Annotated in this window: 25 protein-coding genes; 9 read left to right on the forward strand and 16 right to left on the reverse strand. The window is 47.6% G+C overall.

From position 1 onward, the window contains the following. Nucleotides 1-47: 47 nt before the first annotated feature. Nucleotides 48-422: a YccF domain-containing protein gene (locus tag AC6H3C_RS06925; protein ID WP_497519977.1), complete on the forward strand. Its 375-nt coding sequence runs from the start codon at nt 48-50 to the stop codon at nt 420-422. Between the two features lie 49 nt (nt 423-471). Here AC6H3C_RS06925 and AC6H3C_RS06930 read toward each other — a convergent pair whose 3' ends face one another. After that, a complete protein-coding gene (locus AC6H3C_RS06930) occupies nt 472-1,179 on the reverse strand; it encodes a phosphoadenylyl-sulfate reductase (protein ID WP_497519978.1) in 708 nt (235 codons plus the stop codon). 56 nt (nt 1,180-1,235) lie between these two features. Between AC6H3C_RS06930 and AC6H3C_RS06935 the strand changes: the two genes are divergently transcribed. Next, entirely contained in the window at nt 1,236-2,630 is a 1,395-nt protein-coding gene (locus AC6H3C_RS06935; RefSeq protein WP_497519979.1) for a methyltransferase RsmF C-terminal domain-like protein, read from the forward strand. A gap of 86 nt (nt 2,631-2,716) precedes the next feature. After that, a complete protein-coding gene (locus tag AC6H3C_RS06940) occupies nt 2,717-3,916 on the forward strand; it encodes a saccharopine dehydrogenase family protein (RefSeq protein ID WP_497519980.1) in 1,200 nt (399 codons plus the stop codon). A 63-nt stretch (nt 3,917-3,979) separates the two neighbouring features. On the opposite strand, the gene nuoE is transcribed toward AC6H3C_RS06940, so the two are convergent. From nuoE to AC6H3C_RS06990, 10 genes are all read right to left on the reverse strand, one after another. Continuing rightward, nucleotides 3,980-4,483, reverse strand: a complete 504-nt coding sequence (gene nuoE / locus AC6H3C_RS06945) for an NADH-quinone oxidoreductase subunit NuoE (RefSeq protein WP_497519981.1) — start codon at nt 4,481-4,483, stop codon at nt 3,980-3,982. 54 nt (nt 4,484-4,537) lie between these two features. Continuing rightward, on the reverse strand, nt 4,538-6,289 hold the full coding sequence (locus tag AC6H3C_RS06950; protein WP_497519982.1) for an NADH-dependent [FeFe] hydrogenase, group A6: 1,752 nt from the start codon (nt 6,287-6,289) through the stop codon (nt 4,538-4,540). Between the two features lie 13 nt (nt 6,290-6,302). Then, complete coding sequence (locus tag AC6H3C_RS06955; RefSeq protein WP_497519983.1) at nt 6,303-8,096, reverse strand: NADH-ubiquinone oxidoreductase-F iron-sulfur binding region domain-containing protein; 1,794 nt, start codon at nt 8,094-8,096, stop codon at nt 6,303-6,305. Between the two features lie 19 nt (nt 8,097-8,115). Beyond that, the gene (locus tag AC6H3C_RS06960; protein ID WP_497519984.1) at nt 8,116-8,508 is read right to left on the reverse strand and encodes a (2Fe-2S) ferredoxin domain-containing protein; all 393 of its coding nucleotides are present in this window, start codon (nt 8,506-8,508) and stop codon (nt 8,116-8,118) included. A gap of 95 nt (nt 8,509-8,603) precedes the next feature. Then, the gene (locus AC6H3C_RS06965; protein WP_497519985.1) at nt 8,604-9,152 is read right to left on the reverse strand and encodes an ATP-binding protein; all 549 of its coding nucleotides are present in this window, start codon (nt 9,150-9,152) and stop codon (nt 8,604-8,606) included. Beyond that, the gene (locus tag AC6H3C_RS06970; RefSeq protein ID WP_497519987.1) at nt 9,149-9,892 is read right to left on the reverse strand and encodes a PHP domain-containing protein; all 744 of its coding nucleotides are present in this window, start codon (nt 9,890-9,892) and stop codon (nt 9,149-9,151) included. The genes AC6H3C_RS06965 and AC6H3C_RS06970 overlap by 4 nt, the downstream gene beginning before the upstream one ends. Further along, nucleotides 9,889-10,230, reverse strand: coding sequence for a DRTGG domain-containing protein (locus AC6H3C_RS06975; RefSeq protein WP_497519988.1), 342 nt, complete (start codon nt 10,228-10,230; stop codon nt 9,889-9,891). The genes AC6H3C_RS06970 and AC6H3C_RS06975 overlap by 4 nt, the downstream gene beginning before the upstream one ends. After that, entirely contained in the window at nt 10,217-11,593 is a 1,377-nt protein-coding gene (locus AC6H3C_RS06980; RefSeq protein ID WP_497519989.1) for a [Fe-Fe] hydrogenase large subunit C-terminal domain-containing protein, read from the reverse strand. Before AC6H3C_RS06980 ends, AC6H3C_RS06975 begins: the two co-directional genes overlap by 14 nt. Continuing rightward, nucleotides 11,593-12,003 carry an ATP-binding protein gene (locus AC6H3C_RS06985; protein ID WP_497519990.1) on the reverse strand — a complete coding sequence of 137 codons (411 nt, stop codon included), beginning with the start codon at nt 12,001-12,003 and terminating at the stop codon, nt 11,593-11,595. Before AC6H3C_RS06985 ends, AC6H3C_RS06980 begins: the two co-directional genes overlap by 1 nt. Next, entirely contained in the window at nt 12,004-12,348 is a 345-nt protein-coding gene (locus AC6H3C_RS06990) for a hypothetical protein (protein WP_497519991.1), read from the reverse strand. 195 nt (nt 12,349-12,543) lie between these two features. Between AC6H3C_RS06990 and AC6H3C_RS06995 the strand changes: the two genes are divergently transcribed. Together AC6H3C_RS06995 and lolA1 are read left to right on the forward strand one after the other, a co-directional pair. After that, entirely contained in the window at nt 12,544-14,961 is a 2,418-nt protein-coding gene (locus AC6H3C_RS06995) for an FtsK/SpoIIIE family DNA translocase (RefSeq protein ID WP_497519992.1), read from the forward strand. Nucleotides 14,962-14,977: 16 nt separating this feature from the next. Further along, nucleotides 14,978-15,628, forward strand: a complete 651-nt coding sequence (gene lolA1, locus AC6H3C_RS07000) for an outer membrane lipoprotein periplasmic chaperone LolA1 (protein WP_497519994.1) — start codon at nt 14,978-14,980, stop codon at nt 15,626-15,628. Between the two features lie 572 nt (nt 15,629-16,200). On the opposite strand, the gene AC6H3C_RS07005 is transcribed toward lolA1, so the two are convergent. The 3 genes from AC6H3C_RS07005 to AC6H3C_RS07015 form a co-directional block, all read right to left on the reverse strand. Next, the gene (locus AC6H3C_RS07005) at nt 16,201-16,851 is read right to left on the reverse strand and encodes a ferredoxin--NADP reductase (RefSeq protein ID WP_497519995.1); all 651 of its coding nucleotides are present in this window, start codon (nt 16,849-16,851) and stop codon (nt 16,201-16,203) included. Between the two features lie 13 nt (nt 16,852-16,864). After that, entirely contained in the window at nt 16,865-17,728 is an 864-nt protein-coding gene (gene lipA, locus AC6H3C_RS07010) for a lipoyl synthase (RefSeq protein ID WP_497519996.1), read from the reverse strand. A gap of 67 nt (nt 17,729-17,795) precedes the next feature. Next, entirely contained in the window at nt 17,796-19,085 is a 1,290-nt protein-coding gene (locus AC6H3C_RS07015; protein ID WP_497519997.1) for a hypothetical protein, read from the reverse strand. Between the two features lie 143 nt (nt 19,086-19,228). On the opposite strand from AC6H3C_RS07015, the gene AC6H3C_RS07020 reads away from it, so the two are divergent. From AC6H3C_RS07020 to chrA, 3 genes are read left to right on the forward strand one after another with little or no spacing between them, the layout of a single operon-like run. Then, nucleotides 19,229-20,053, forward strand: coding sequence for an FRG domain-containing protein (locus AC6H3C_RS07020; protein WP_497519998.1), 825 nt, complete (start codon nt 19,229-19,231; stop codon nt 20,051-20,053). Between the two features lie 55 nt (nt 20,054-20,108). After that, on the forward strand, nt 20,109-20,537 hold the full coding sequence (locus tag AC6H3C_RS07025) for a DoxX family protein (RefSeq protein WP_497519999.1): 429 nt from the start codon (nt 20,109-20,111) through the stop codon (nt 20,535-20,537). After that, a complete protein-coding gene (chrA, locus tag AC6H3C_RS07030; RefSeq protein WP_497520001.1) occupies nt 20,530-21,654 on the forward strand; it encodes a chromate efflux transporter in 1,125 nt (374 codons plus the stop codon). Before AC6H3C_RS07025 ends, chrA begins: the two co-directional genes overlap by 8 nt. Nucleotides 21,655-21,671: 17 nt before the next feature. Here the strand turns inward: chrA and AC6H3C_RS07035 are convergent, their stop codons facing one another. Beyond that, nucleotides 21,672-22,409 (reverse strand): class I SAM-dependent methyltransferase, encoded by a 738-nt coding sequence (locus tag AC6H3C_RS07035; RefSeq protein WP_497520002.1) that lies wholly within the window; start codon nt 22,407-22,409, stop codon nt 21,672-21,674. A 74-nt stretch (nt 22,410-22,483) separates the two neighbouring features. Beyond that, entirely contained in the window at nt 22,484-22,954 is a 471-nt protein-coding gene (locus AC6H3C_RS07040) for a low molecular weight protein-tyrosine-phosphatase (RefSeq protein ID WP_497520004.1), read from the reverse strand. 196 nt (nt 22,955-23,150) lie between these two features. On the opposite strand from AC6H3C_RS07040, the gene AC6H3C_RS07045 reads away from it, so the two are divergent. Further along, nucleotides 23,151-24,539 carry an MATE family efflux transporter gene (locus tag AC6H3C_RS07045; protein ID WP_497520005.1) on the forward strand — a complete coding sequence of 463 codons (1,389 nt, stop codon included), beginning with the start codon at nt 23,151-23,153 and terminating at the stop codon, nt 24,537-24,539. Nucleotides 24,540-24,584 lie beyond the last annotated feature (45 nt).

Consider the following 24,584-nt stretch of genomic DNA (forward strand, 5'->3'; position numbering starts at 1 on the left):
AAGAAAAGAGAATTGCGTAAATTCGGAGGAAACAAAACAATAAAGAAATGAAGGTTCTTGGAAATATGATTTGGGTCGTTTTTGGCGGCTTTTTTATTTTTCTCGAATACCTGCTTGCCGGGTGTTTGCTGTGTTTAACCATTGTTGGGATACCCTTTGGTTTGCAGTCGTTAAAATTGGCCCAGGTTGCTTTGTGGCCGTTTGGAAAACGGATCGAATACATGGATTACGCGCCGGGATGCCTGTCAACCATTATGAATATTCTGTGGCTGTTGGTGGGCGGGATTTGGATTGCGCTTTCGCACCTGGTGCTGGGCCTGTTGTTTGCCATTACCATTATCGGCATTCCTTTTGCCAAACAGCATTTTAAACTGGTTAGCCTGGCATTAACTCCGTTTGGACGAAGAGTTGTATCGGCCTGATCTAAACACGAAGAGCTTGTTAAACAAGCTCTTCGTGTTTAGCTATTTCTTAATGCGAGTGCAGCCCGCATTCCTTCTTTGAATTGTTTTCCCACCACCAGCGCCCGGCGCGGAAATCTTCGCCAGGCTGAATGGCGCGCGTGCAGGGAGCGCAGCCAATGCTGACAAAACCGCGGTCGTGTAATACATTGTACGGAACATGGTTTGTGTTTACATAGGCACGGCAATCTTCGAGGCTCCAGTGCAGCAGCGGGTTGTACTTCACCAGCGAAAAACCGGCATCCCAGTTGAAAAATTCCAGACCTTCGCGGTTGGCCGATTGCGAGGCCCGTAAACCGGTAATCCAGCACTCCATGCCAGCCAGGGCGCGTCCGAGCGGCTCAACCTTACGAATGTGGCAGCACATTTTTCGGTTTTCAACCGAAGCGTAAAAGCTGTTGGGACCCTTTTCGGCTACAAATTTTTCCAATTGCTCATGATTGGGATAATAGGGGTAAATCGGTTTGTTGTATCTTTCCAGGGTACGGCTGTAAACCTTGTAGGTTTCCTCAAACAAACGGCCGGTATCCAGGGTAATCACCCGAACCGGAAGGTCGTGCTTGAAAATCAGATCCGTAATCACCTGGTCTTCGATGCCAAAGCTGGTTGTAAACACAATTTTACCGGCAAAGCGTTCGGCCAGCGCCTTTAAGGTTTCATGGGTTTCTTTTTCGTTGAATTCGGTATTGAGTTGTTTTACCAATTGTTCGCTCATCATTCAATCTCCTTTCTGCTGAAAATGTCAGTTCCAAAATTAACTATTATTTTTGACCTATGACATCAGAAAAAACCAATTGGCCAACAGCATTTACCGAACGCATCAGAAAACAGTTTCCCGAAACGGCCGAAGAGTTTTTGGAATCGCTTGATTTTCAGTCAAAAGTGAGTGTCCGGTTAAACCCGGGCAAGTTTGACCGGAAATTCGGTTTGGAGCAGGTTCCCTGGAGCAGCAACGCGTATTTTTTGGACGAACGGCCCCTGTTTACGCTCGACCCGCTTTGGCACGCGGGCGCTTACTATGTGCAGGAAGCCAGTTCCATGTTCCTGGAACAGGTGTTTAATCAAATTCAAACCGATCATCCGAGATTGATCCTCGATTTGTGCGCTGCGCCGGGCGGCAAATCAACTCAGTTGAGCAGCCTGATGCAAGCAGGTGATTTACTGGTTGCCAACGAAGTGATCCGCTCCCGTGTGCCGGTATTAATCGAAAACCTGAGCAAATGGGGACATACGAATTTTTTGGTGAGCAACAGCGATGCTGCTCAGTATGGCGAATCGGGAGCTCTGTTTGACGTCCTGGTCGTCGATGCTCCTTGCTCGGGCGAAGGCCTGTTTCGTCGTGATCCGGCGGCAGCCAACGAGTGGTCGGTTGAAAACGCGGGGCACTGCGCGGTACGCCAGCGGCGTATTCTGGCTGAAAGCCGGGATTGTCTGAAAAGCGGCGGGTACCTGATTTACAGTACCTGTACATTTAACCCGGCAGAGAACGAAGAAAACCTGAGCTGGCTGAAAAATCAGGGCGGATTTAAAAGTATTCGTCTGCCGATTCAGCCTGATTGGCAGATCGATGAACTGGAATACGACGGCATTTGGGCTTACCGCTTCTTCCCTCATAAAATGAAAGGTGAAGGTTTTTTTATCGCCTTGCTGCAAAAAACCGAAGAAACCCGGCCGGCACGTTTCCCCGGGAAATTTAAAACAAAGTTGCAGAAGGCCTTGGTTGCTCAGCCAAATTGGTTGCTTCGGTCCGAAACAAAAAGATTCTTTCAGCACCAGGACCAGCTGAAATTTATCCCGGCAGCATGGGAAAAAGAAATACTGCTTCTTTTTGAGCGGGTAAACCTGGTAAAAGCCGGAACAACGATGGGTCTGGTGAAAAAGCATGACGTTTTGCCCGAACATGAACTGGCGATGTGCCTCGATTTAAACCGGCAGGCATTTCCGGAGACAGAACTTATGTTTGACGATGCCATCCGCTACCTGGCGAGGGAGCAGTTCTGCCTGAACGATCGGAACGAAAACTGGTTGCTGGCAACTTTCAGAGAAACTCCGCTGGGTTTTGTCAAAAACCTGGGTAGCCGATTCAATAATTATTATCCGAAGGAATGGCGTTTGCGGATGCAAGCCAGGCCCGAAAGTAAGCTTTGGTATGAGCGTGACTTTTTTTAAATCTGTTTTAAAGTATTTTGTGGCATTGAAAAATTTATTTCCTTTGGCTCATGTTATATAACTTCAATAAACTGACAAAAAAGTAAATGGGAAAAGTATTAATCATCGGTGCAGGAGGTGTGGGAACAGTCGTTGCTCATAAGATGGCTGCACTTCCGGAAGTGTTTTCGGAAATTATGCTGGCAAGTCGCACAAAAGCAAAATGCGATGAGATTGCCAACAAAATTGGTGGTAACCGGATTAAAACAGCACAGGTTGACGCCGAGAATGTGCCTCAACTGGTTGAGTTGATCCGTAACTTCAAACCGGACCTGGTTGTTAATGTGGCACTTCCCTATCAGGATCTGCCCATCATGGATGCCTGTTTGGAAACCGGAACCAGTTACCTGGATACGGCGAACTACGAGCCGAAGGATGAAGCCAAGTTTGAATATAAGTGGCAATGGGCTTATCAAAACCGCTTCAAAGAAGCCGGTATTACGGCTATTCTGGGTTGTGGTTTCGATCCGGGTGTCACCAGCGTGTATACGGCCTATGCCGCCAAACATCATTTTGATGAAATCCGGTACCTGGACATTGTTGACTGCAACGCGGGCGACCATGGTAAAGCTTTCGCAACCAACTTCAATCCGGAGATTAACATTCGCGAAGTGACCCAGAAAGGAAAATACTGGAAAGATGGAAAATGGATTGAAACGGAACCGCATGAAATTCATAAACCATTGAACTACCCGCATATCGGGCCGAAAGAATCGTACCTGATTTTCCACGAAGAACTGGAATCGCTGGTGAAAAACTTCCCGACCATCAAACAAGCCCGTTTTTGGATGACTTTCGGACAGGAATATCTGACTCACCTGCGTGTGATCCAGAATATCGGGATGGCCGGTATTGAGCCGATTATGTACGAAGGGAAAGAAATTGTGCCGATTCAGTTTCTGAAAGCGGTATTGCCAAACCCGGGCGATCTGGGTGAAAACTATAAGGGACAGACCTCTATCGGCTGCCGCATTAAAGGATTAAAAGACGGCAAAGAGCAGACCTACTACGTATACAATAACTGCGACCACGAAATGGCCTATGCCGAAACCGGGACACAGGCTGTTAGTTATACCACCGGCGTTCCGGCCATGATCGGCGCCATGATGTACCTGAAAGGACTTTGGAAACAACCCGGTGTGTTCAACGTCGAAGAATTTGATCCGGATCCGTTTATGGATGCCTTAAATCAGCATGGTTTGCCCTGGCACGAGATCCACGGCGGCGATCTGGAAATGGAATACTAAAGCTAAATTGAAACCAAATATAAAAGGCTGTCTTTTCGGAGACAGCCTTTTCTGTTTCTATGATCAGGCCGATTTGGCCGTGGCACAACCTTCCTGGTATTCGGCAATGATTTTTGAAACCTGCTGCGGTGAAACCCGTCCGTAAACCTTTTCGCCAACCAGTACAACGGGGGCTAGACCGCAGGCGCCAACGCAACGCAGGCAGCTGAGCGAAAATTTGCCATCAGACGAAGTTTGCCCGACGTCGATGCCCAGTTGCCGCTTAAATTCGGTCAGCACTTTTTCGGCGCCGCGTACGTAGCAGGCCGTTCCCATACAAACCGAAATGGGATGTTGTCCTTGTGGCAGCATTGTGAAAAAGGAATAAAAGGTAACCACCCCGTAGACTTTAGCAACCGGGGCATTCAACTCTTTGGCAATCACTTCCTGCACTTCGGCCGGTAAATAGCCCAGTTTGTGCTGCACCTGGTGAAGCACGTTAATGAGTTCGGTTTCCTGATGATTGAATTGGGCGCAGATTTCCCGGATCAGCTCAACCGTTTTTTCTGCAAGTTTTATTTGTGGCATGTCGATTCAGTTTTGTGTTAAAATAAATAGTTGTACCGGACAATTTCTCCCTCCCTAACTCCGGTCAAAATATTTGGTATGAAGCAGGTGGTGCGCTTTTTTACTCAGCGGTTCGCCTAAAAATTCTTCATACAATTTAATGATGTACGGGTTTTCGTGCGATTTACGGAGCGTTTTGTTTTTGTCTTCTGCGTAAATGGCTTTCTGCCGCTTGCGGAGCACATCCACATCGCCATGATGATAAGGTTGTCCGCCGCCGCCAATACATCCGCCCGGGCACGACATGATTTCGATGGCATGAAACCCGCTTTCGCCGGCTTTGATTTCTTCAAGCAGTTTTCGGGCATTCCCCAAACCATGAGCAATACCAATGTGGATGGGAGTGCCGTCGAAATCGATGGTGGCTTTCCGTAAACCATCCATTCCGCGCAGCTCTTCAAAGTCGAGACGTTGAAGTGTTTTTCCGGTTTGTATCTCGTAGGCGGTACGAACGGCAGCTTCAATGACGCCTCCGGTGGTTCCGAAAATCACCCCGGCGCCGGTCGATTCGCCCAGCGGATTGTCAAATTCCTCGTTGGGCAGCGATTTAAAATCGATGTTAGCCAGGTTGATTAACTGGGCCAGTTCGCGGGTTGTCAGGGCGTAATCCACATCCGGGTTGCCATTCACCGCAAATTCGTCGCGACTGCTTTCATATTTTTTAGCCACGCAGGGCATGATGGAAACCACTACCAAATCTTCGCGTTTGATTTGCATTTTGTCGGCGAAATAAGTTTTGGCAATGGCCCCGAACATTTGTTGAGGCGACCGGGCGGTTGACGGAATGTCTTTCAACTCGGGGAACTGGTGTTCGAAAAATTTCACCCAGGCCGGGCAGCATGAGGTCAGGATGGGCAATTTCACATCGTTGTCGCCGGCCAGGTATTTGTTGAGGCGGCCCAACAACTCCGTGCCTTCTTCCATAATGGTGAGGTCGGCGGCAAAGTCGGTATCAAAAACATAATCGAAGCCTAACCGGCGCAGGGCAGCGGCCATTTTCCCGGTGACCAGTGTGCCGGGTTCCATCCCGAATTCTTCGCCCAGGGCGGCGCGAACAGCCGGAGCTGTTTGTACCACAACGGTTTTTGACGGGTTGGAGAGGGCGCGGATCACAGCCCCGGTCTGGTTCACCTCGGTCAGTGCCCCGGTTGGACAAACGGCGACACATTGTCCGCAATAGGTACAAACCGAGTGGTCGAGGTTCATCTCGAAAGCGGGCGAAACAACAGCGTGGAACCCCCGGTTAATGGTTGAAAGTACCCCCACGGTTTGGACGTCGTTACACATCATCTCGCAACGGCGGCACAAAATACATTTATCCATCTCGCGGATGATGGCGGGAGAAGTATCCTCGCGAAAATGCGATTGCGATCCCTTGTAATGAATTTCGCGGATGCCCAGGCGGTGGGCCATATCCTGCAATTCGCAGTTTCCTGATTTGGCGCAAACCAGGCAGTCGGCCGGGTGGTCCGATAAGATCAGCTCCACAACGGTTCGGCGGGCGTTGATGGCCCGGATGGAATGGGAACTGATTTCCATGCCCTCACTTACTTCGGTGCAACAGGCAGGCGCCAGGTTTCGTCGTCCCTTCACTTCAACCACACAGACGCGGCAGGCGCCGGGTTTATTTTCAATGTTCATGTCGTGAAGCTTCATATGGCAAAGCGTGGGAATTTCGATGCCAATGCTTGACGCGGCTTCCAGGATGGTTGTTCCTTTTTTAACGACGATGGGTTTATGATCGATGCTTAGATTAATCGTTTCCATAATTCTTTCTTTTTTAAGCGATTTTAATCGCATCAAACTTGCACTTTTCGTAACACACGCCGCATTTGATGCACAAGGTCTGGTCGATGTAATGTGGGCTGCGTTTTTCGCCTGAAATGGCGCCAACCGGGCAATTCCGGAAACAAAGGGTGCAGCCGGTGCATTTGTCATCGTCAATCAGGTACTGCATTAAGGCTTTACATTGTCCGGCCGGACATTTTTTAGTATCAACGTGGGCTTCGTATTCGTGTAAAAAGTGATCCAGTGTTGATAATACCGGGTTGGGCGACGTTTGACCCAGGCCGCACAAGGACGAATCTTTGATCACCTGGCTGAGCATGCGCAGTTTCGTAATGTCTTCCGGCGTTCCTTTTCCGTCGGTGATTTTTACCAGAATTTCGTGCAGCCGTTTGTTTCCGATACGGCAAGGCGTACATTTTCCGCAGGATTCATCCAGTGTAAACTCCAGGTAGAATTTGGCAATTGAAACCATGCAGTCGTCTTCGTCCATCACGATCATTCCGCCCGATCCCATCATGGAACCGGCAGCCAGCAGGTTTTCATAGTCGATGGGCGTATCAAGAAAATCGGTGGTCAGGCAGCCTCCCGACGGGCCGCCGGTTTGAACGGCCTTAAACTTTTTACCATCCTTGATGCCTCCGCCAATATCGTAGATCACCTCGCGCAGGGTAGTGCCCATCGGGACCTCAATCAATCCTACATTATTAATTTTACCGGCCAGGGCAAATACTTTTGTACCTTTTGATTTTTCGGTACCAATGCTGCTGAACCAGGCTGCTCCTTTATTGATGATCGGCGGGATGTTGGCAAAGGTTTCCACGTTATTCACGTTGGTTGGTTTTCCCAGGTAACCCGACTCGGCCGGGAAAGGAGGTTTAACCGTTGGTTCGCCGCGCTTACCTTCCATCGACTGGATGAGGGCTGTTTCTTCGCCGCAAACAAAGGCGCCGGCGCCGTAGCGGATTTCGATATCAAAATTAAAATCAGAACCTAAAATGTTTTTGCCCAGCAGTCCGTATTCGCGGGCCTGCACGAGGGCTGTTTTTAAACGCTGAATAGCCAGCGGGTATTCGGCCCGGATGTATACCAGTCCTTTGTCGGCTCCGATACAGTAACCGCAAATGGCCATTGCTTCGATGACCGAATGCGGGTCGCCTTCCAGGATGGAACGGTCCATAAATGCTCCGGGATCGCCTTCATCGGCATTGCATACCACGTACTTCTGGTCGTCTTGCGATTTCCGGGTGATCGCCCACTTCAGCCCGGTTGGAAAACCGCCGCCTCCTCTTCCGCGTAGTCCCGAATCGGTTATCAGGCGGATGACTTCGTCGGGGCTATGTTCTTCGAGGCACCGGGCAAGCGCTGAATAACCGTCGTTCCCGATATATTCTTCAATGTTTTCGGGATCGATGAACCCACAATTACGAAGCGCCACACGGACTTGCTTTTTATAAAAGTCCATGTTTTTACTTTCGCTCACCCGTTTTTTTGTTTCCGGGTCACGGTAAAGCAGTCGTTCAACCTTACGTCCTTTGATGAGATGTTCTTCAATGATCTCTTTGGTGTCTTCGGGTTGCACCGAAACGTAGAAGGTATTGTCTGGTTGGATCTTCACAATCGGCCCTTTCTCGCAAAAGCCAAAACAGCCGGTGTGAATAACCTGAATATCATCATCCAGCCCAAGTTCGCTCAGCTGGTTTTTAAAGTTTGATTTGATCAGTTCGCTTTGGGAGGCTTTACAGCCCGTCCCGCCGCAAACCAATATATGCATATTGAATTCAGCCATTTTATATGAAGCTTAGTGATTAGTCAATCGTTTTATAGGTTACCGGAATGATGCCGTCAACCAATTCATTCAGTTTGATGTGTTTGTCGATGATTTCCTTTGCTTTAATCTTGTCAACATAGCCGTAAACAACAGGTTCCCGGCCTGGTATCAGCAGTTCGATGGTGGGTTCGGCATAACAATAACCCATGCAACCGGTTTGAGTGACTAAAGCATCGATCCCCTGATGATCAAGTTCTTCGATCAGGAAGGTCATGGTTTCTTTTGCTCCCGACGCAATGCCGCAGGTGGCCATCGATACTTTTACCTGAATAAGTTTCTCGGGATGGTCGCCTTTTTCCCGTAATTTAATTTTTGACTGAACGTCGTCTTTCAGTTTTTTCAGATCAGCCAGTGATTTAATTTTTGTCATAAATTTCGAGGGGTCATTATTTAATTAGTTGATTTTTTGTTTGTTGAATGCACAAATATCAGAAGTTTACGTCAATAAAAATCTAATAATTATCATTATTCGCTTATTTGGATTTGTTCCAGATTCTCACAGATCATCTCATGCAGAAAACTGCGTATTTCGGGCTCGGCCGGATTTGTACCTTCCAAAATCAGTTTTACTTCACGTGTGTCGAAGGTATATGCTCCTCCGGGGCTCCGGTGGGTGTATCTAATTTCGGTCTGGTTCTCGTTTGTCATTAAAATCAGCAAAGCGCCGGCCATATCGCCTAAAACGGGACGATCGACATGATGAAAACCAAAACAGGCATTCAGGCGGACACCATGTCCTTTTTCTGAACTTATCTCCAGTGAACCGCCGCTTTGCTCGGCGCTGTGTTTCAACAGGGGAATGCCCAGACCAACTTTCCGGGTTTTTCGGGAGGTAAAGAAGGGGTTTTCGGCCCGGTTCAGGCTTTGCTCATCCATGCCCGGACCGTCGTCTGAAATCGAAATCTCGTACCGGTCTTCATCCGGCTTTTCCGTGATGACGATTTCAATCAGACTGGCTTTGGCACGAATCGAGTTTTGTGCAATATCCAGGATATGCAGCGATAATTCGGTCATGATTCAATCGTTAGCGATCTTCCGTTTTTTTTGTGCAATGCCCAACTGATTTCTTTGAATGTTGGTTCATTCAATTTGAAAACAGTACAGGCCGAACCGATATCTTCGGGATAATGTGCATCCGATGCTTTGATGATGCTGATCTCGGCCGGTATATCATATAACTTCCTGATCAGGGCTTCATTCGCGTATTTGCTGATTTGAAGGGCATCCACATGCAGTTCTTTGGGTAAAAATCCCAACTGGCTGAAGATGCTGTTGATGGGCCGGTCGACATGGGCCGGGATGAACAGCCCGTTGAGCTCGTGCGTGAAGGCGGCAATCAACTCCAGTTCAGCATTCAGCCCGTTACCCAGGTAAAAGGGAATTTCTTCCGTTACATGATTCTGTTCGTCAACCAGTACCTGATAGCCAAAATAATCGGGGCGGTTTGGAATTTCAGGAAGAGAGTGGTCCAGAAATTTCTGGAACTCGTTCCGGCTGTAATCATCCTCGAACAGGCAAATCGCGTGTACATCTTCGCGGCTGTTTACTTCGCATCCGTTTAAGACCAGCAGGCCGGAGTCCCGGGCCATTTCCCTGACTATCCGGCACTGGCGGGTGCTGTTGTGATCGGTCACAGCAATAATGTCCAGCCCTTTCCGTATGGCCAGGTCGATGAGTTGATCAGGGCTCATTCCCGGATCGGCGCATGGCGACAATACCGTATGTAAATGGAGATCAGCCCTGAATTTTTTCATTTCCCCGGGTTCAGCATTTCGTAAAGTTTACCGGCTGTATCAAATGTAGAGAGCGTGGTCGACAGAATCGGGATCTGTTCTTCATTGCTGTGTTCAATGGTATTTTCGTTGGCGGTTAAGCCTTTTACCAGGATAATGGCTGCCAGCTCCTTCAGCGAGGCGATAGCCATCACATTCTGATGCACCTGCAGGGTAATCCATACTTGATTTTCGCGGGCATTCCCCATCACGTCGCTCAGTAAATCGGAGACATAAGCCCCGTCTACTTCACGGTTCAGTCCTTTCTCTCCGGAAATGACTTTGAGATTTAATTTTTCTACCAGATCAGAAACCTTCATTGCGTTTTCCTCTTTTGTTACAATCTGCTTTAAAACGATCTTTTCCCCATTTTCGCTCCACATTTTGCAAAGCTTTTGAGGCGCTGATTTTATGTTCGTCCTGCCAATGTTGTTGCAGGAAAATACAGTCTGACATTTTCGCCTGCCCGCAGGCCATATCTTCGGCCAGGGCCTGGCAGTTTGGTGCGCCGCATGCCCCGCAGTCGATACCCGGAAGGAAACAGATGATGCGGTGCGCCTTGTTCGCTTTTTCCAACGCCCGTTCGCGGTCTTCATCCAGTTGAAAGGCCGGTCGGTACTGAATTTTGTCGGCTTCCAGCAAGGGTTTTAGTTGTCCGGCAGCTTCCTGTACCGGGTGATCTTTAAACTTAAACGAAGGCAGGTACCGTTTTGCCCGCCGCTCCAGGCGTTCAACGGTTAGGAAACGGTTTCCCGACATCAGGTTGCCACCCGCGCAACTTTGGTCGCAGGCCCGCAGTTCGAGAAAGTCGAGGTCGGGCACTTCTTCGTTCTCAAGTCGTTCCAGGAACTTAATGACATTATGAATGCCGTCAATGGCCATGCTCCGTTCTCCGAAATGCCGCGCTTCGCCGCGGGTAAGGCTCCACAGAATGCCGTCGCGGGTGAGGGTTTGGCGCTGATTGCTGGTATCCGGTACATCCGGGAAGTGAATATTTTTCATCACCTGGTTATACAACTCGTTCATGTTGATGATACCGTCGACAATCGATTCTTTCTCTCCAAGCGGACTTTTTACCGAAGTCATTTTGGCTATGCAGGGCGTGACGTAAAACAGGCCGATCTCATCTTCGGAGGCGCCAAGTTTTTTTAACTGGTGGATGGCAAAATGTGCAGCCAGGTCGTGCGGCGCTTTACGCAGAATCATGTTGTCGATCAGCGACGGATAGCGCGACTGGATCAGCCTGACAATTGCGGGGCAAAAGGTGGAAATATGCGGTTTTATCTTTTTTTTCTTCCGGCGGTATTCCCGGATGGATTCCTTTAAGAAACCAATGGGCTGTTCCACTTCAAAAACATGCGTGAAGCCGATCTTCAGCAGGGCGGCATAGATCTGGTCTTCGGTGTATTTTTCAGGAAACTGTCCGATCATGACCGCCGGGAAAAGTACAACCCGGTATTTGAATGCTTTGATTTTATCCAGGTCGTCCTGTTCCACGAAAATCGCGTGGGCGGGACAAGCCCGCATGCAGTTGCCACAATCGACGCATCGTTTTTGCTGAATGACAGCCAGACCGTTCCGGATGCGGATGGCCTCGGTAGGGCATACCTGCATGCAGTGCGTACAGCCAATACATTTTGACGCATCAACCTTTAAAGCGTGATATATGAGTGTATTTGGCATTAAAAATGATTAACCATCGTTACTGTTGTTCCTTCTCCTACAACCGATTCAATTGTAAGGATATCGGTATTTTTCTTCATGTTCGACAAACCCATTCCGGCTCCAAATCCCATTTCCCGAACCTGTTTACTGGCGGTAGAATAACCTTCCTGCATGGCCAGTTCAATATCGGGAATCCCCGGCCCCTGATCAATGACTTTTACCCGGATCTTGTCTTTGTCAATTTCCACGAAAATCTGTCCTTCGCGGGCGTGGGCAACCACATTGACTTCGGCTTCGTACAAGGCAATCACGATGCTTTTAATACATTTGGCATCGATACCCAACTGTTTCAATACCTTTTTTACTTCACTGGAAGCGCGCCCTGCCCTGGTGAAATCTCCTCCCGCGATTGAAAAGTTTAGTTTCATTCAATACACGGGTTTAAGTCCGGCCTGAAACAACAAACCGCTGGCCTTAAATAAGGTAAACGGCGATTCGAGAATGCAAATGCCGTGTTCGCGCGCCAAAGTCAGCATTTCGTCCGTTGCCCGTTTATTACGTACAAAAACAATGTAGCGAATGTCGGCCACCTCGGCAGTACGGATGGTTTGCAGGTTACACATGCCGGTAAGTAACAACAGGTTATCGGTATCCAGCGTTAATACATCGCTCATTAAATCGGAACTGTAACCTTTTTCAATGGGCTTACAATCATCCATGTTCCCGCAAATCAGGTTAGCCGACAATAAGGTGCAGACATCAGCGATCTTCATTTTATGCTTGGTTGTTTTTGCAAAGATGTTTGAAAAGCTTTAATTGGCAGCGTTTTTTTGAAAAGATTATTTGCTTTTGCCTGAAATTTAGATTCATTCTCAAAAATTGAGTATTCTCTGACTTTTACTTGCTCCAATGGGCAAGATATCCTGTTCAAAATTCGTTAACTTTGCAATCGAATTTTACAAAACCGCATGGCAAAAAAGATAAAGAATAAAAAATCGTCTTCCTCCATTGGCTTCTTTAAAAGGCTTCGGTCTTTTTTTACAGGTGATAAGTTTAAATACACCGTCGGGCTGTTCCTGTTTGTGTTTGGACTTTATTTATCGGTGGCTTTTATCTCGTTTTTGATATACGGGCATGCCGATCACAGTAAACTGGATTTGTCGTTGCGGGAATTGATCCGGAATGCAGATATTAAGGTGCAAAATAAAGCCGGGAAAACCGGTGCTTTTTTAAGCGAATCAATCATTAACCGGGGTTTTGGCCTTTCTTCTTTTTTGCTGATATATTTACTGATCATCACGGCATTCCAATTTTGGGGAAGGCCGTTGGTCAGGTTTGACCGGGCCATCCTGTTTTCGGTGGTGCTGATTTTTTGGATTTCGGTTTTCTCGGGGCTGCTGTTGTCTGGTTTCAGGATGAACGGATTTTTACAGCCGGGAGGCGAAAACGGGTTGGTGATGGCCAACTGGCTTAGCTCGATGTTCGGAAGTATCGGCGCTTTTTTCCTGTTGGTTTGCAGTTTGTTCTTAATCATTCTTTTCGGGGTTGAAAATTTCATTCCCTGGCTGAAAAAACTGTTTGGCAAATGGTTTAAACCGGCCCCGGCTCTTCCATTGGCACAGGAGACTTCTGTAAATGTGGCCGCCAATCCGGTGACCGATGATGCCATCTCGAAAATCATTCATGGGGACAATCTAATTGAAACCATTTTTGACCCCGACAGCGATGACCTGGAGATTGATGAAAAGGTGGACGTTTCGGGTGTCGGATTTCATGTGTCGGAGAAAATGGTGAAACCGGAGGATGAGCAAGAAGATTTGGACATGATGGTTGAAAAGAACCAGGAAGAAACCGATGAGGATTATCTCCCCGGCGATCAAACGACGGAATACGACCCGACCCTGGACCTGTCGATGTACAAGTTCCCGACCATCGATCTGCTCGACGACCATCCGACGGGGAATGCCGAGGTGAGCAACGAAGAGCTGATCTCGAATAAAAACAAAATTGTAGAAACGCTCCGGCATTATAAAATTGAAATTACCAAGATCAGGGCAACCATCGGGCCAACCATTACCCTGTATGAAATTGTTCCGGCGCCGGGAATCCGGATTGCTAAAATAAAAAACCTGGAAGATGATATTGCCCTCAGCCTGGCTGCTCTGGGGATCCGTATTATTGCCCCGATTCCCGGAAGGGGAACCATTGGGATTGAAGTGCCGAACCAAAACCCGGAAGTTGTTTCCATGCGGTCCATCATCTCATCCAAAAAATTTCAGGAGAGTACTGCCGATCTGCCGGTTGTCCTGGGTAAAACCATTTCGAATGAAACCTTCCTGATCGACCTGACCAAGATGCCGCATATCCTGGTGGCTGGCGCTACCGGGCAAGGGAAATCTGTTGGGTTGAATGCCATCATCTCTTCGCTGCTGTATAAAAAGCACCCCTCTCAACTGAAACTGGTGATGATTGACCCCAAGAAGGTCGAGTTGAGCCTCTATTCAACCATTGAGAAACACTTTCTGGCCAAGCTGCCCGATGATGAGGAACCGATTATTACCGATATCCAGAAGGTAAAATACACCTTGAATTCCTTAAACCTGGAGATGGATAACCGCTACGACCTGCTTAAGAAAGCGCATGTGCGGAATATTAAGGAATACAATGCCAAATTTGTGGCCCGCCGGTTAAACCCGGAAAAAGGACATCGCTACCTGCCATATATCGTGGTGATTATCGACGAATTTGCCGACCTGATCATGACTGCCGGTAAGGAAATTGAACTGCCCATTGCCCGAATCGCACAGTTGGCCCGAGCCGTTGGTATTCACATGATTATTGCCACCCAGCGTCCTTCCATTAATATCATTACCGGAGTGATCAAAGCCAACTTCCCCACGCGGATTGCCTTCAAAGTGGCTTCGATGATCGACTCGCGGACCATTCTGGATACCCCGGGAGCCAACCAGTTAATCGGGAAAGGCGATATGCTGATTGCGATGGGCAGCAGCATGACCCGTTTACAGTGTGCCTTTGTGGATACCCCGGAGGTAGAACGTATTTGCGAACACATTGCAGCCCAGCAAGGCTATCCCACTGCTTTTATGCTGCCCGAGTACGTGGCCGAAGGTGACGGAGGAGCAATGGAAACCGACCTGAACAACCGCGACGAGTTGTTTGACGAAGCCGCCCGGGTGGTGGTGATGAATCAAATGGGCTCGACATCGATGATCCAGCGTAAATTTTCGATTGGTTATAACCGGGCCGGCCGGATTATGGACCAGTTGGAAGCTGCCGGAATTGTAGGTCCGAGCGAAGGAAGCAAGGCCAGGCAGGTATTACTTCAGGATGAATATAGTTTGGAACAATTATTGAATAGCTTGTAAACAAAAAAAAGAGAAAATGAAGAAACTAATTGTATCAGCAGTCGTTATTTTTGCTGCGTTCGCGGTCTTTGCTCAACAAGACCCCAAAGCAAAATCCATTCTTGAAAATGTAACCAAAACAACCCAGTCGTATACCACCATACAGGCCACCTTCGACTATATCATGGAGAATAAAGAAGAAGGCATCCATGAGGAAAATAAGGGCAATATTCTGATGAAAGGAGCGAAGTACCAGCTCAAACTGCCGCTGCTCGGGCTGGAAGTGTATTGCGATGGAAAACAGGTATGGACCTATATGAAAGACGCCAATGAAGTGACTGTTGCCGAAATTGATGAGGAAAGCGGCGAACTGATGAACCCTTCAAAATTATTTACCATTTACGAAGATGGGTTCAACTACAAGTTTATTGAAGAGGCAACGGTGGAAGGAACAGTTGCGTATGTGATCGATTTGCTTCCACAGACGAAGTCGATGGAATATTCCAGGGTGAGAATTTACATTGATAAGCAAAAGATGCTGATTAAGAAAGCGGAAATGATCGGGCAGGAAGGCAATAACTACATCGTGAAGGTGAACGACCTGAAGACCAATGTGGCAGCCGATGATAATGCTTTTGTCTTCAATGCCGCAAAACACCCCGGAGTTGAAGTGATTGATTTGCGGTAAAAACGAATCATCCCCGCGCTGACGCAAATTTGCCATTTGTGACTGATCTAGTGTTAAATTTGAGTACTTATGGTATAAATAACAGATTAAAACTTGGTTAATAACAATTCAAATACATTTTGATCGACGTACCTTGGTGTCGCGGTTTCTGAGCCGCGACGCAGTTTCGTTTAATCACACAAAGAAAGTCTTGCTGCTTATGTCCTTCCCAACAGGCTTTAACTTGTTGTTTTAACGCAAAAAAGCAAGGCAAACCGGGCCTAAACGCCCCGCAAACAAAGGATTTTACTTGTCAGGTGTGACCTTCCGAAAAACCACCTTAGGTTTTATGCAAAACCACCTGTGGTTTTTTGAGCAGGTGGTTTTCTGATACGAGTAGCGGATTAATGATCAAAGAAGCGCTTGTCATTGGTAACTTGTTTGAGCATCTGTCGCCATTTGCTGCTCGTTGGTTAACGATAAAGGATAAAATCTGGTTGCAAACAGGAAAGCGAGGGATTTGATTCGTAATAAATCTTATTCTTCCTGTTTTTTATTTGTGTTCTTCAATTATGCGCTGTGCAGCAGGGATTTCAGAAGAATACTTCCGAACGAATATTCCCGGGAGAAACCCCGTATGCTTCCAGGATGCCGGTCACTTCCTCAATCATATCCGAATTTCCGCAGAGGTAACAAATGGTTTCCGGATCAACCGGGTTTTCTTTTAAATAATAAGTGACGCGGCCAAAATAATTCCCCGACTCTTCGCGCGACGTGCAAAGGCAAAACCGGTAAGGCTTAAAGGCTTCTTTCCCGTAGGCTTCATCGGCAAAATGAACCCCGTGCAGCACTTTATAATTCATATCGGGGTAACTTCTCACAAACGAGTGGAAAGGAGAAATGCCTGTTCCCGAAGCAATAAACAACGCCGGGTGGCCCGATTTAACCTGCTCGTCCAGTACAAAAAATCCGCGCGGACCTTCGATCTCGATCGTCGATCCCGGTTTAAGATGGCGCAAAAAACGCGAAAAATCGCCGCCTTCCACCTCTCGTACCAGGAACGAAAGCTTCCGGTAGTGCAGGGAACTGTATATGGAATATTCCCGCCCGTCGCCGGTTTCAGGGTTGCGCAGGATAACGTATTGTCCGGGAGAAAAGATAAAACCGTTTCGTTCGAAGTGAAGGACAAAGGTCTCGGGTGTCAGATCTTCTTTCTCAATGAGTTTGTGTAGTAATTTATTCATGATGTGTGTTTTTTCAGGCATTGACATGCCTTTCCGCGTGGTACGAGGAACGCACCAGCGGGCTGCTTTCCACGTAGCGGAAGCCGCGTTTGTAAGCTTCTTTCCGGTAAATGACGAATTGTTCGGGGCTAACGTATTCCACCACCTTCATCAGATGAGCGGCGGGTTGCAGGTATTGCCCGAGCGTGAGCACTTTGCAGCCGGCCTGTTTCAGGTCGTCCATCGCTTCGAGTACTTCAGCGGGAGTTTCACCCAATCCGAGCATGATGCCCGACTTGGCAACGATGCCTGCCCCGGCCACGTACGAAATTACCTTTAAACTCCGGTCGTAGCGGGCAGTACTCCTGATTTTTGGAGTCAGACGCCTCACCGTTTCCAGGTTATGTGAGATGACTTCCGGTTTGGCATCAATGACTTGCTGCACCAATTCTTTTTTTGCATGAAAATCAGGAATCAGGGTCTCGATGGTTGTTCCCGGGCTCAATTCTTTTATTTTCAGGATGGTACTTGCCCAAAAACCGGCCCCGCCATCGGCTAAGTCGTCGCGGTCGACGGAGGTGATTACACAGTGTTTCAGTCCCAACGTGCGGATGGTTTCGGCTAAACGACGCGGTTCGTCCCAGTCGACCGGATCGGGGAGCATATTTTTTACATAGCAAAACCGGCAGTTCCGGGTACATTTGTCGCCTAAGATCATGAAGCTGGCAGTACCGGCATTCCAGCATTCTCCCTTGTTTGGGCAGTTGCCGCTGGTACAGATCGTATTTAATTGGTGTTCGGCAATTAATCGCTTCACTTTTGAGTAGTTTTCGCCACTTGGCAGGGGTGATTTCATCCATCCCGGCAACCGCTCTCTTTTCTCAGAAATATCTGTCATCTCAAAATGGTTTTGTCCTCTAAACAAGAAAATCCCCGGCTTGTTCATGATTTTTTATAACTCGCGGCTACTTTTTATCCTTTAACGAGATCCGGTACTGAACGCCGATTTGGAAGTCGGGTGCGTTGTTGATCGAAATAATATCTTCGCCAACATAAAAGGTAAATTCGCGGTTTTTGTGGTGAAATCCCAGGACGATATAGGATTTGACGGAGTAATAGTAAAGCGACTTGGGGGTCAGGTTGGTTAGCCAGAATTCCTGAGAAACAGGCTCGCCTTCCCAGGTGTCGCCTTCATCCAGGTATTTCAACCCGATTGTTTCGTAATCGGTCAGGCTGCCCGAAAAGGAGTACCCTTTCAGCAACGGGTCCTGAAAGTTATTCAGGATGCCGATCGTGGTTATTTTATTTCGTGGCGAAATGAAATTGAATCCAAGGTAAGCTTTGGCATGTTTCCGGTACCTCCAGTCAATACCGTTAATCTCCCGGCTGATTTTCAGAAACTGCTGGTCGGTAATCCCGCCGTCAGTAGCAAAGGTCACCGAACTGTTTGTCCCTAATCTCCGGTCGATGCGGAACCCGGCGCTGATTCCCGGAACGATGTAACGGTGAAAATCATTTAAGGGAAGGGAAAGATGGGAGGCAAGCTGCGAATCGAACCGCCAACCAGACGATTGCGAACGGAAAAGCCGGCGGTAATAGTGCAGATCGAACACGCCGGTGAACACATCTCCTTTGTCTTTCCGGTAGGTATGGCCTTGTTCATCGGTAAATTGAACAGATGCCCGGTTAAACGGGAAAAGGCGGCGCCCGTAATTATCGTCTACGGCGAACTGGGTATGGAAATTCTCGATAAACCAGTCGCTTACAAAAAAATTAACCGGCGATTTTCCCCCGTTCAGCATATGTGCATTCATGTTGACGATCAGGCTGTTGCGGTTTTTCCACTGGCGGATCCAGCTAAACCTGAAATGTTGTAAAACCCCGTCCGATTGATAGAGCTTTTCTTTCGTGTCGATATCAAATACCGCGAAATATTGCGGGCGAAGTGTCATATGGATATCCCGGAGTTGTTCCCGTTGTTTCGGCGTCAGGTTTTCGGGATAAACGAAGCGGGTTTGCGGGTGCCAGGTGTTGCCCATGGAGTAGCCGAACGAAAACTGGTTTTTTGCCTGGTTCTCACCGGGAAAATGGAAGGGCAGGTCAAGGGTCAGTATGCCAAGGGCATTTTCGGGATTTATCTCCGAAAAATAGATAGGGACCTGTAAAACAGAGTTGGAATTTTCTTCTGTTTGAGCAAGAACAGGATAAGCCAGTAATATTGAAAGGATGACGAGTAATTGGTTTCTCCCATTCATCGTGCCGCAATTTTAATTTCAGTCCTCAAAAATATCGTTTCGGTGAAAAAGTAACAACCAAATTGCAAAAGACTTTCAGCGATTTGAAAAAAAAAATCGTAACTTCCGTGACGTTTTAAGTGAAAAAATTAGCGTTCAACCGGATGGAAATGGAGTTAGGACGAATCGATCAGAACGATCACATTGTAAATAGTTGGGAAGAACTTTGCGAGGAAGTTTATCACGATTCCTGGAAACCGGGCATGGGACGATACCGGTCTGACTTTGCTTTTCGTGGTTTGTCGGACTCCGGCTACGAGTTGAAAAACAGTTTCCTCCGGAATTGCGGCTCACGGCCCGAACTGGAGTACCACCTGTTACGAAACTTCAGAAAATATTCCATATCGAAAGATGTGCAGCTTGGCGGTTCTTTTTGGCGTGCGTTGGTGATGGCGCAACATCACGGTTTGCCCACGCGCTTGCTCGACTGGACTTACTCGCCCTTTGTGGCCATGCACTTTGCTACGGTCAATACCGAAAAATATGATCTTGACGGGGTGATTTGGAAGGTTGACTTCGTCAAGGTGAACCAATTGGTCAACGAGCCGCTCAACTGCCAGCTCCAGGAGGAAAAATGCAATGCCTTTACGGTTGAATTACTCGAAGAAAGTATTCATTCGCTTTCGGATTTAGATAAAAAGATGGGCAAAGACCAGGTGCTTTTTTTCGAACCGCCGTCGATCGATGAACGCATTGTCAACCAGTTTGCTTTTTTTTCGGTGATGAACGATCCGACCTCTATCCTCGATCATTGGCTGATGCGGCATCCGGATTTATACCGGCGGCTCATTATTCCCAAAGAACTGAAGTGGGAGGTGCGCGATAAACTCGACCAGGCGAACATTACCGAGCGGGTGCTTTTCCCGGGGCTCGATGGCCTGGCTCATTGGCTGAAACGACACTATAAACCGGCCACCGGCAACCTGTAACCCGCTTTAGGCCAGCTGATTGTTTGCCCGGACAGTGATTACTCAATAAAATAACATGATTCAAAAGATTCTGCAAACAGACCATTCAAAAACAACGATCATCATTCGTTTCATTGTAGGCGCTGTTTTCCTTTCAGAAGGAATTCAGAAATATTTATTCCCGGCTGTCCTCGGGGCAGGGAGATTTGAAAAAATTGGATTGCCTTCGCCCGATTTTCTGGGCCCGTTTGTCGGCGCATTTGAAATACTCTGCGGCGCTTTTATTTTGCTGGGCTTGTTTACCCGATTAGCAAGTATTCCAACCATCATCATTATGCTTGTTGCCATTTTAACCACCAAAACAGAAATATTGGTTAGTCAGGGTATCTGGGAAATGCTTCACGCGAGCCGGACCGATTGGTCGATGCTTCTCGGAAGTGTTTTCCTTTTTATCAAAGGAGCTGGCTGTTGGTCGATCGACAAAAAGTTGATGAAGAATGGATAGAAAGAGCGAATTGAAGGAGATTGCCAGGCTGTTTTTCAAATTAGGAAGCATTTCCTTTGGCGGGTTTGCGGCTCACATCAGCATGATGGAAGATGAAGTGGTGAAGAAACGAAAGTGGATGACACACGGGCATTTTCTCGATCTGGTGGGGGCAACCAATCTGATCCCTGGTCCAAATTCCACCGAAATGACCATGCACTGCGGATACGAACGGGCCGGTTGGAAAGGACTCGTTGTGGCGGGTATTTGTTTCATTTTTCCGGCCGTATTGATTACCTCGGTTTTTGCCTGGTTGTATCAGCAATACGGACAACTGCCCAAAGTAGAGCCATTTATTTACGGCATTAAACCGGCGGTAATTGCAATAATTGTTTCTGCTTTGATTGCACTGGGGAAGAAGGCATTAAAAAACCTGGAGCTGGGTATTTTAGGCGTTTTAACGGTAGTCGCCTGTTTGCTTGGCGTGAATGAAATTGTTGCCCTGTTCGGATGTGGCTTATCAGGTCTTTTACTTTATGTAAGCCGGAATACCGGTAAAACAGCCAACAGTTTTTTACCTGTTGTGTTATTGCAAACCACCCTTCCGGCCCTGCAAATCGGCAATATGAAAATTTTGTGGATATTCTTTAAGGTGGGTACATTGCTTTATGGCAGCGGTTACGTGTTATTTGCTTTTCTCGAAGCCGAATTGGTAGGTAAAGGGTTGCTGACGAGGCAAGTATTGATCGACGCCGTGGCAGTGGGGCAGTTTACGCCTGGTCCGCTGTTGTCAACAGCCACATTCATCGGTTGGCAAATGAATGGCATCTGGGGAGCATTGACGGCGACTTTCGGCATATTCCTGCCTTCCTTCTTATTTGTAGCCTTACTCAACCCGCTCATCCCCCGGTTGCGGAAATCAAAATACATGGCTGCGTTTTTGGATGCCGTGAACGTGGCGTCGGTTGCCGTCATTTTAGTTGTTTGTATTGAAATGGGAAAAGACAGCCTGACCGATTGGAGGACAAGCCTGATTGCCGTGACCAGTTTGGCCGTTTCCGTTGTCTTTAGAAAACTGAACAGCGCTTTGGTCGTCGCTGGCGGAGCGGCGTTGGGGTATTTATTGGTATTGATCTGAATACAGGCGTTTCCCTGTTAACTCTCCGCAACCGCCACCAGTGGTAAATGGTCGCCGGTATATGGCGCTTTTGCAAAATTGGCATAAAAGCGAACTTGTTTAAAGCCGGCCAGGATCAGCAGTTTTTCCAGCTCGTTTTTTTTAACCGGTAACAGGGCAACGCTGTTTTCGAGGCTCTCACCGGTGGCTTTTACCGTTAGGCGGGAGCGAAATTCAATTTTGGGCTGACTTCCTTTGGGCAGGATGTAGTGGCGTTCAAAACGGATCTGATCGTTTTCAATCAGGGGTAATTCGGTCAGTTGCTGGTTCAGGATCTGATCGTAATTTAACTGTTGAAGCAGTAATTTGCCTCCCGGTTTGAGGATGCTAACAGCCTGGGAAAAGAAATTTTTGATTTGAGTGACCGAATCGAGGTGTACCAGGGTATTTCCGAAGCAAATGACCGCATCAAAATAACGGGGCGGGAATGACCGGTCGAGGTGCAGCATATTCAATTTCCGGAAACTGAGACCCGGGGAAGCGAACAGATTCATGGCTCGCTTAATCATTTCTCCGTTCAGGTCGATTCCGCAACCCAATGCTCCGTGGCGGCTGAGTTCATTGGCCAGCTGTCCGGTCGAACAGCCTGCATCGAGAAAATAGAGATCTTCCAGGGAGTTAAACTCCGACATTACGAACTCAACCTGCTGCTTGTTCAGCGGGAAAATTTGTTCATAATAATTTGTAATAGAACTATAAAACCGGTCCTGATCCATCTTCCTCTTCCCCTTTCGTATATAAACAACTGTCTGAGCTGAAAGGTTTAACTTTCAGTTGTTTAACTGGTGATTTAACCTTTTAATTCGTTCAATAAACCCTGGCAGGCGTCTTCCAAAATATCTAACACCAGTTCAAAACCCTCTGAGCCACCATAATAGGGGTCGGGTACCGCATAATGCCCGCCGTTGGAGCAAAAATCGGTCATTTTATAGATTTTATTTAAGTCTTCACTGCCCGACGCCATATCCTGCAAGTCATTTACATTCTGGTCGTCCATGCCAATGATGAAGTCGAATTGATCAAAGTCGGTTTCCGGCCTGAATTTTCGTGAAATGGAGGTCAGGCGGTAGCCCCGGCGTATCGCGTGACTTTGCATTCGCTGATCGGCCGGTTCTCCTTCGTGGTACCCGGCCGTTCCGGCAGAGTCACACTCAATCAGATCCTGCAATCCTTCCTTTTTAATCATCCCGTTAAAGACCGCCTCGGCGCTCGGAGACCTGCAAATATTTCCCAGGCAGACAAATAAAATACGTTTCTTCATGACTTGATCTGTTTTTTGCGGCAAAAATAACGGAATCCTGACAGAACAGCAGCCGCGACCGAAAAACTTAACCCAACATTAACCTACGGTTTTGGGCTGAGCAGTCCGGATTTTCAAATCAAATGGTTTTCGCTTCAGGCAGGGCATTTTGATATTCAGCAAAAATTAAGGAGCTTTGAAATTTTTAATCTGAAATATGAAAGATTTTACGGAGGGAAGGGAGGCCACTTTAATTCTGCGTTTTTCTGTTCCGCTGGTGCTGGGGAATATTTTTCAAAACATGTACAATATTGTTGACAGCGTAATTGTCGGGAATTACCTGGGCAAGGAAGCGCTGGGAGCAGTTGGGGCATCGTTCCCCATTATTTTCACCCTGATCTCGTTGGTGATTGGTGTGGGTTCGGGGGCTTCAACCGTGGTTTCGCAGTATTTCGGAGCCAGGCAAATGGAGCAAGTGAGACGGACCATCGACACGATTTTTATTTTCTTTTTGGTTTCCTCCATTTTCGTAACAGTAATCGGCATTGGTTTGAGCAGGCAGGTTTTTCAGCTTTTGCAGTTGCCCGAAGAGATGTTGCCCCAGGCAGTCACTTACCTGAATATTTACTTGTCAGGAATGTTTTTTTTCTTTGGTTTTTCGGGGATTACCTCCATTTTGCGCGGCTTGGGCGATTCCAAAACGCCCTTGTACTTTATGATTATTTCTACCATGACCAATGTGTTGTTCGATTTGCTTTTTGTGCTGGTCTTTAAGTGGGGGATAGAGGGAGTTGCGCTGGCTACGGTTGTTTCGCAGGCCGGCGCCTTTATTTCAGCAGCCTGGTACCTGGAGAAAAAACACCCGGTCATAAAATTGTCGTTTCGCAAGTATATTTTTGATCGTGATATTTTTAAAAGCTGCGTCAGGATTGGATTACCCACCGGCTTTCAGCAATCTTTTGTGGCATTGGGGATGCTGGCCATCATGGGCATTGTAAATACCTTTGGCACCAATGCTGTTGCCGCTTACACGGCGGCCATCCGGGTCGATTCGTTTGCAAAAATGCCGGCGATGACCTTTAGTTCGGCCTTGTCGGCTTTTGTTGGGCAAAACCTGGGCGCTTACCGGGAAGACCGAGCGCGGAAAGGACTGAAGGTTACCTTGCTTTTTTCGCTTGGATATTCGGTTTTTGTATCGGTATTGATCATTCTTTTCGGGAAATACATTATCCGGATTTTTACGCCCGATCCGGGGGTGATTGCCATCGGACAGGACTACCTGGTGATTGTTTCGTCGTTTTATCTTTTGCTTTCGGTGATGTTTTCATTTACCGGGTTCCTGCGTGGCGCCGGGGCTACCTTTATTCCCATGCTGACATCGCTGACGGCCTTGTACCTTTTCAGGATACCAATGGCTTATCTTTTGTCCTCAGAAATCGGCGTTAACGGAATTTGGTGGGCAGAGCCAACCGGTTGGTTTGCAGGAATGTGCATCCTGATCGCGTATTATTTTTCAGGCAGATGGAAGGGGAAAGTGGTGGTAAAAAAGAGGCCGTATGAGAAACAGGTAACACGGGAAGAGCTTCCTGTCGGTTCGGCGAAATGATTGACGGTTGTTGCCGGAGGTTCATTTATAATTAGTTCAAATTAA

This window comes from Gaoshiqia sp. US2 (assembly GCF_059705485.1).

What these genes read in the sequence shown, in the direction of transcription:
- AC6H3C_RS07005 (WP_497519995.1), bottom strand. Translation starts at nt 16,851, where the DNA reads ATGAATAAATTACTACACAAACTCATTGAGAAAGAAGATCTGACACCC.
- AC6H3C_RS06980 (WP_497519989.1), bottom strand. Translation starts at nt 11,593, where the DNA reads ATGCCAAATACACTCATATATCACGCTTTAAAGGTTGATGCGTCAAAA.
- AC6H3C_RS06960 (WP_497519984.1), bottom strand. Translation starts at nt 8,508, where the DNA reads ATGACAAAAATTAAATCACTGGCTGATCTGAAAAAACTGAAAGACGAC.
- chrA (WP_497520001.1), top strand. Translation starts at nt 20,530, where the DNA reads ATGGATAGAAAGAGCGAATTGAAGGAGATTGCCAGGCTGTTTTTCAAA.
- AC6H3C_RS06985 (WP_497519990.1), bottom strand. Translation starts at nt 12,003, where the DNA reads ATGAAACTAAACTTTTCAATCGCGGGAGGAGATTTCACCAGGGCAGGG.
- AC6H3C_RS06965 (WP_497519985.1), bottom strand. Translation starts at nt 9,152, where the DNA reads ATGACCGAATTATCGCTGCATATCCTGGATATTGCACAAAACTCGATT.
- AC6H3C_RS06995 (WP_497519992.1), top strand. Translation starts at nt 12,544, where the DNA reads ATGGCAAAAAAGATAAAGAATAAAAAATCGTCTTCCTCCATTGGCTTC.
- AC6H3C_RS06975 (WP_497519988.1), bottom strand. Translation starts at nt 10,230, where the DNA reads ATGAAGGTTTCTGATCTGGTAGAAAAATTAAATCTCAAAGTCATTTCC.
- AC6H3C_RS06935 (WP_497519979.1), top strand. Translation starts at nt 1,236, where the DNA reads ATGACATCAGAAAAAACCAATTGGCCAACAGCATTTACCGAACGCATC.
- lipA (WP_497519996.1), bottom strand. Translation starts at nt 17,728, where the DNA reads ATGACAGATATTTCTGAGAAAAGAGAGCGGTTGCCGGGATGGATGAAA.
- AC6H3C_RS07020 (WP_497519998.1), top strand. Translation starts at nt 19,229, where the DNA reads ATGGAAATGGAGTTAGGACGAATCGATCAGAACGATCACATTGTAAAT.
- AC6H3C_RS06990 (WP_497519991.1), bottom strand. Translation starts at nt 12,348, where the DNA reads ATGAAGATCGCTGATGTCTGCACCTTATTGTCGGCTAACCTGATTTGC.
- nuoE (WP_497519981.1), bottom strand. Translation starts at nt 4,483, where the DNA reads ATGCCACAAATAAAACTTGCAGAAAAAACGGTTGAGCTGATCCGGGAA.
- AC6H3C_RS06940 (WP_497519980.1), top strand. Translation starts at nt 2,717, where the DNA reads ATGGGAAAAGTATTAATCATCGGTGCAGGAGGTGTGGGAACAGTCGTT.
- AC6H3C_RS06955 (WP_497519983.1), bottom strand. Translation starts at nt 8,096, where the DNA reads ATGGCTGAATTCAATATGCATATATTGGTTTGCGGCGGGACGGGCTGT.
- lolA1 (WP_497519994.1), top strand. Translation starts at nt 14,978, where the DNA reads ATGAAGAAACTAATTGTATCAGCAGTCGTTATTTTTGCTGCGTTCGCG.
- AC6H3C_RS07025 (WP_497519999.1), top strand. Translation starts at nt 20,109, where the DNA reads ATGATTCAAAAGATTCTGCAAACAGACCATTCAAAAACAACGATCATC.
- AC6H3C_RS07035 (WP_497520002.1), bottom strand. Translation starts at nt 22,409, where the DNA reads ATGGATCAGGACCGGTTTTATAGTTCTATTACAAATTATTATGAACAA.
- AC6H3C_RS07045 (WP_497520005.1), top strand. Translation starts at nt 23,151, where the DNA reads ATGAAAGATTTTACGGAGGGAAGGGAGGCCACTTTAATTCTGCGTTTT.
- AC6H3C_RS07040 (WP_497520004.1), bottom strand. Translation starts at nt 22,954, where the DNA reads ATGAAGAAACGTATTTTATTTGTCTGCCTGGGAAATATTTGCAGGTCT.
- AC6H3C_RS07015 (WP_497519997.1), bottom strand. Translation starts at nt 19,085, where the DNA reads ATGAATGGGAGAAACCAATTACTCGTCATCCTTTCAATATTACTGGCT.
- AC6H3C_RS06930 (WP_497519978.1), bottom strand. Translation starts at nt 1,179, where the DNA reads ATGATGAGCGAACAATTGGTAAAACAACTCAATACCGAATTCAACGAA.
- AC6H3C_RS06970 (WP_497519987.1), bottom strand. Translation starts at nt 9,892, where the DNA reads ATGAAAAAATTCAGGGCTGATCTCCATTTACATACGGTATTGTCGCCA.
- AC6H3C_RS06925 (WP_497519977.1), top strand. Translation starts at nt 48, where the DNA reads ATGAAGGTTCTTGGAAATATGATTTGGGTCGTTTTTGGCGGCTTTTTT.
- AC6H3C_RS06950 (WP_497519982.1), bottom strand. Translation starts at nt 6,289, where the DNA reads ATGGAAACGATTAATCTAAGCATCGATCATAAACCCATCGTCGTTAAA.